Annotated in this window: 4 protein-coding genes and 1 pseudogene; 3 read left to right on the top strand and 2 right to left on the bottom strand. The window is 54.5% G+C overall.

Going from position 1 to position 3926, the window contains the following annotated elements:
* Together ACESMB_RS14910 and ACESMB_RS14905 are read right to left on the bottom strand one after the other, a co-directional pair.
* Positions 1-134 (bottom strand): annotated as a pseudogene (locus ACESMB_RS14910) (outer membrane protein OmpW); the annotation flags it as partial.
* 159 nt (positions 135-293) lie between these two features.
* The gene (locus tag ACESMB_RS14905) at positions 294-782 is read right to left on the bottom strand and encodes a winged helix-turn-helix transcriptional regulator (protein WP_372927713.1); all 489 of its coding nucleotides are present in this window, start codon (positions 780-782) and stop codon (positions 294-296) included.
* Between the two features lie 89 nt (positions 783-871).
* Here ACESMB_RS14905 and ACESMB_RS14900 point away from each other — a divergent pair, with 89 nt between their 5' ends.
* The 3 genes from ACESMB_RS14900 to ACESMB_RS14890 form a co-directional block, all read left to right on the top strand.
* On the top strand, positions 872-1984 hold the full coding sequence (locus ACESMB_RS14900; RefSeq protein ID WP_372927712.1) for an NADH:flavin oxidoreductase: 1113 nt from the start codon (positions 872-874) through the stop codon (positions 1982-1984).
* Between the two features lie 404 nt (positions 1985-2388).
* Entirely contained in the window at positions 2389-3387 is a 999-nt protein-coding gene (locus tag ACESMB_RS14895) for a hypothetical protein (protein ID WP_372927711.1), read from the top strand.
* 46 nt (positions 3388-3433) lie between these two features.
* A partial coding sequence (locus tag ACESMB_RS14890) for a hypothetical protein (RefSeq protein ID WP_372971974.1) occupies positions 3434-3926 on the top strand: 493 nt, incomplete at its 3' end.

The raw sequence follows: 3926 nt of genomic DNA, 5'->3' as shown, positions 1-3926 counted from the left end.
TCACTAGAATCATCCGGCGCCACATGCGCAACACCAGCACGCAGAATAAAATCGCCAGCTTCGAAAGCCTGAGCAGCAGGGGCAGCTGCCATAACGGCGGCGGCAAGAACACCAAGCTTGAATGAACGGGACATAACCATCTCCTTGAACCTGAATAATCGATGAACACAGGTTAATGTTTTCGGAGATTGGAAACTTGATATAGCGCAAGTGTGGCAAGCCTGGACCACCGAGTTCGCCGGGAGATTGATTCAACTCAATAAAATGGGGGAAGAAGGTGATTCTACGGCTTGTCAGCCGACTTTCTTTTTGCTGGCCATGGCCTTGTCTGCGTCAGCGTTTCCACTTTCCGGCACAAACACATCACGGATAGAAAGCGGATTGCCGTCGGCATCCTGAACTTCGACCTGGCGAATGGTGCGCCCGGTTTCGCGGTCGCGCAGGTCCAGCGGCGCCTGGTCCGGTGCCGGATTCCATTTGTCGCCCCATTGGCGCAGGGCAATGACGATGGGGAAGAGGTCGCGGCCTTTTTCGGTCAGCCGGTATTCGAAGCGTGAGCCGTGCTCGCCCACATCCACTTTCCTGAGAACTTCGTTATCCACCAGCCGTGCCAGCCGGTCGCACAGAATATTGCGGGCAATGCCCAGTTCCTGCTGGAAGTCCACAAAGCGGCGGGTGCCATACATGGCGTGCAGCACCACGAGCAGTGACCACCAGTCCCCCACTTCATTGAGGGCACGGGCGACGGAGCAACTGGAATCATCAAAACGTTTTCTGGCCATGTCCCGCAGTGTACCTAATAGAGTTGCATTTTAAAACCAGATTGAATAAGGTTGCTTAAAGAAACCAGATTAGTGAGGTTGCGATCTAAATGAGTATGAACCTTGGCCCCCTGTTTGAGCCTTTTGAAGTCCACAATCTGACTCTGCGCAACCGCGTTGCCATGGCACCCATGACCCGCAATTTCTCGCCGGGCAATGCGCCGAACCAGGATGTTGTGGATTATTATCGCCGCCGTGCTGAGGGTGGCGTTGGTCTGCTTATTACCGAAGGCACGACCGTGAATCATCCGGGCGCCAACGGTTACCCGAATGTGCCGTTTTTCCACGGTGATAAAGCACTTTCCGGCTGGAAAGATGTGGTGGATGCCGTTCATGAAGCAGCTGGCGCTATTTTCCCCCAGTTGTGGCATGTGGGTGCGGTGCGTAAGGAAGGCATGGAGCCGGATCCCAAGGTGCCCGGCTACAGCCCCTCCGGCCTGTTTGCTCCCGGAAAACCCAATGGCAAGGCCATGAGCAGGGAAGATATTGATGATGTGGTCAACGCCTTCGCCGACGCGGCCCAGGACGCCAAGGCGCTGGGTTTTGATGGTGTCGAGATCCACGGTGCCCACGGTTATCTGCTGGACCAGTTCCTTTGGGAAGGCACCAACCAGCGTGACGACGAGTATGGCGGCAGCATGGAAAACCGTCTGCGTTTCGTGGTGGAAATCGTCGAAGCCGTGCGTTATCGCGTAGGCCCGGATTTCCCCATTATGCTGCGTTTTTCCCAGTGGAAACAACAGGACTACGAGGCGAAACTGGTGAACACTCCGGAAGAGCTCGAGCAGTTCCTGAAGCCGCTGGTTGAAGCCGGTGTTGATATTTTCCACGCCTCCACACGTCGCTTCTGGGAGCCGGAATTTGAAGGTTCCAACCTGAATCTGGCGGGCTGGACCCAGAAACTGTCGGGTAAGCCAACCATGTCCGTGGGCAGCGTAGGCCTGACCGAAGACTTCATCAGCGGCACTTTTGCCAGCAAGAAGGAAGCGGTGGAACAGTCCGGCATCGATGAACTGGTTGAGCGGATGAATAACCACGAATTCGAGCTGATCGCCGTGGGCCGGGCCCTGCTGCAGGATCCGGAATGGCTGATCAAGGTAAAGGAAGGTCGCCTGAACGAAGTGGAAGCGTTTGCGAAGAAGTCGCTGACCAAGCTTTACTAAATTATAATTCCGTAAATGCGGGGTGCCGGGGTCTCAGCCGGTATCCCGCAATGTTACTCCCAGTCATCATCACCCCAAGTCATTGACCCCCACTCGCTTTCCCGGTCATCAGTGTTGTCGCCCGACCCACTGCCAGATCCTCCTCCGCAAGCTGATAGAGTCAGAATCGCAGCGATTATGGGAATCAGGCGTGCTGCTCTGCGCTTTCCATGGCCGCAGTCTTTGTTTCCCTTCATTGACCTCTCCAGTAAGCGTTCAGTCAGGACAAAAGATACTAGCTCAGGATAAAGCGTTTCTTTTCCGGGACGCCATCACACGGGAATGCTAGCCCGTTTGGGTGATTGTGCATAACGTCCTTGATGCCAAACATGAAAGGCAGAGTTGTCCCTGAAGGAATCAAATTCATGAATAAATGGACATTGGCGCTGGTAATCGGATCCCTCCTCACGGCCTCGCCAGTATTTTCCGAAACCGAGGTTCCTCATTCTTTCACTTCCGGTGAAAAAGCGGTTGCCGCTGAGGTAAATGCAAACTTCGAGGCTCTTGTCAGCCATATAGACTCTCTCACTGATCGGATTGAAGATCTCGAAAACGAGCTGAATGACCTTCGCAACAGTGACGTTATTGCGATGAACGAATATGTCTCGGTCCAGCCTGACCCTCATTCTGCAAACAGTGAAAGAATCCGCTTTAGCGGCGTTAATGTGCAGATCGTCAATGGTCTGGACGACACAGAATCCAGCAATGCCAGTGGCAACCTCATCATCGGTTATAACGAAGTTAGGCAGGGGCAGTCTGTCTGCTCAAGAGGCCAGTTCGAGACGGAATCCGAATGCATCCGGGAGTGGGCGAGTGATCACCGCAGCGGCTCCCACAACCTGATCGTTGGCAAGGGCAATGCCTTTTCTGGTTACGGAGGAATTATAAGTGGCCTGAATAACGCGATCTCAAACCGTTATGCAACAGTGATTGGTGGTGAAGAGAACGTTGCCGGTGGGGTAAACAGCGCAGTTATGGGGGGCAGCAGTAATGAGGCTCTGGGCTCGTCAACGACAATTGCAGGCGGTCGATTAAATAAAATTTCTTATGATCAGTTTTCCAGAGGGGGGGCTGTTTTCGGCGGCACCTCAAATTCAGCACATGGGAGCTACGCTACCGTCAGCGGAGGCACTGGCAACGACGCCGATGGAGAGCGGAGCGCTGTTGCAGGAGGTTGGAGTAATACCGCAACGGGCAAATACAGTTCTGTTCTCGGTGGAGGCGAGTATAACGAAGCGACGGGCCGACTGAGTGTGGTTGTTGGAGGTGTGCGCAATGAAGCAAGTGGCGATAACAGCGTTGTTTTGGGAGGACGCATCAAGACTGCGTCGGGAGAGGATGAAACCATCCCGCCAGTGAACTGAAAAATCAGGACCAGGAAATATACATAAAAGATCATGGGGTAACATCATGAAAAAGCGCGTTCAAGTAAAAACCGGGCTAGAACCCGGGGCCTGGAAACTTTTACCACTGGTAGCCGCCTTGGCAATCGCTGGTTGCGGCGGCGGGTCTTCGGGTGGCGATGGTGTTGAAGATGGTAACGACGGTGGCAACGGTGTTGGCGACGGCGGTGGCGGCGGTGGTAACGGGTCGGAAGGCTCCGGTCTTTCAGGTTCACAGCAGGCGATAGCTGTTGCTTACACGGTTGCCGGCAGGGCGGAATCCCTGGCGGACCAGGCAATCGACCAGTCATCAGGTGCAGCTGGTGGCGATGAGTCCGGTGTTTCTGCCCAGTCTTCGCTGGTCAGTGCGGCAAACACGACAGAACCCTTTGATGACTGTGTCGCGGTCGATGACTCGGTAGAGGCCGGTTTCCGAATTCAGGAAGGCGATGCGCTTGACCTGGCAAATGTGGAGTTTCCGGAACAGTTCACTTCATCACCGGATAACGATATCGGCCAGA

Source organism: Marinobacter sp. (assembly GCF_041686475.1).
Lineage (GTDB): Bacteria > Pseudomonadota > Gammaproteobacteria > Pseudomonadales > Oleiphilaceae > Marinobacter.
Note: the sequence above shows the minus strand (reverse complement) of the source record. Positions and strands in the feature narration are given on the sequence as shown.

What these genes read in the sequence shown, in the direction of transcription:
- ACESMB_RS14905 (WP_372927713.1), bottom strand. Translation starts at nt 782, where the DNA reads ATGGCCAGAAAACGTTTTGATGATTCCAGTTGCTCCGTCGCCCGTGCC.
- ACESMB_RS14900 (WP_372927712.1), top strand. Translation starts at nt 872, where the DNA reads ATGAGTATGAACCTTGGCCCCCTGTTTGAGCCTTTTGAAGTCCACAAT.
- ACESMB_RS14895 (WP_372927711.1), top strand. Translation starts at nt 2,389, where the DNA reads ATGAATAAATGGACATTGGCGCTGGTAATCGGATCCCTCCTCACGGCC.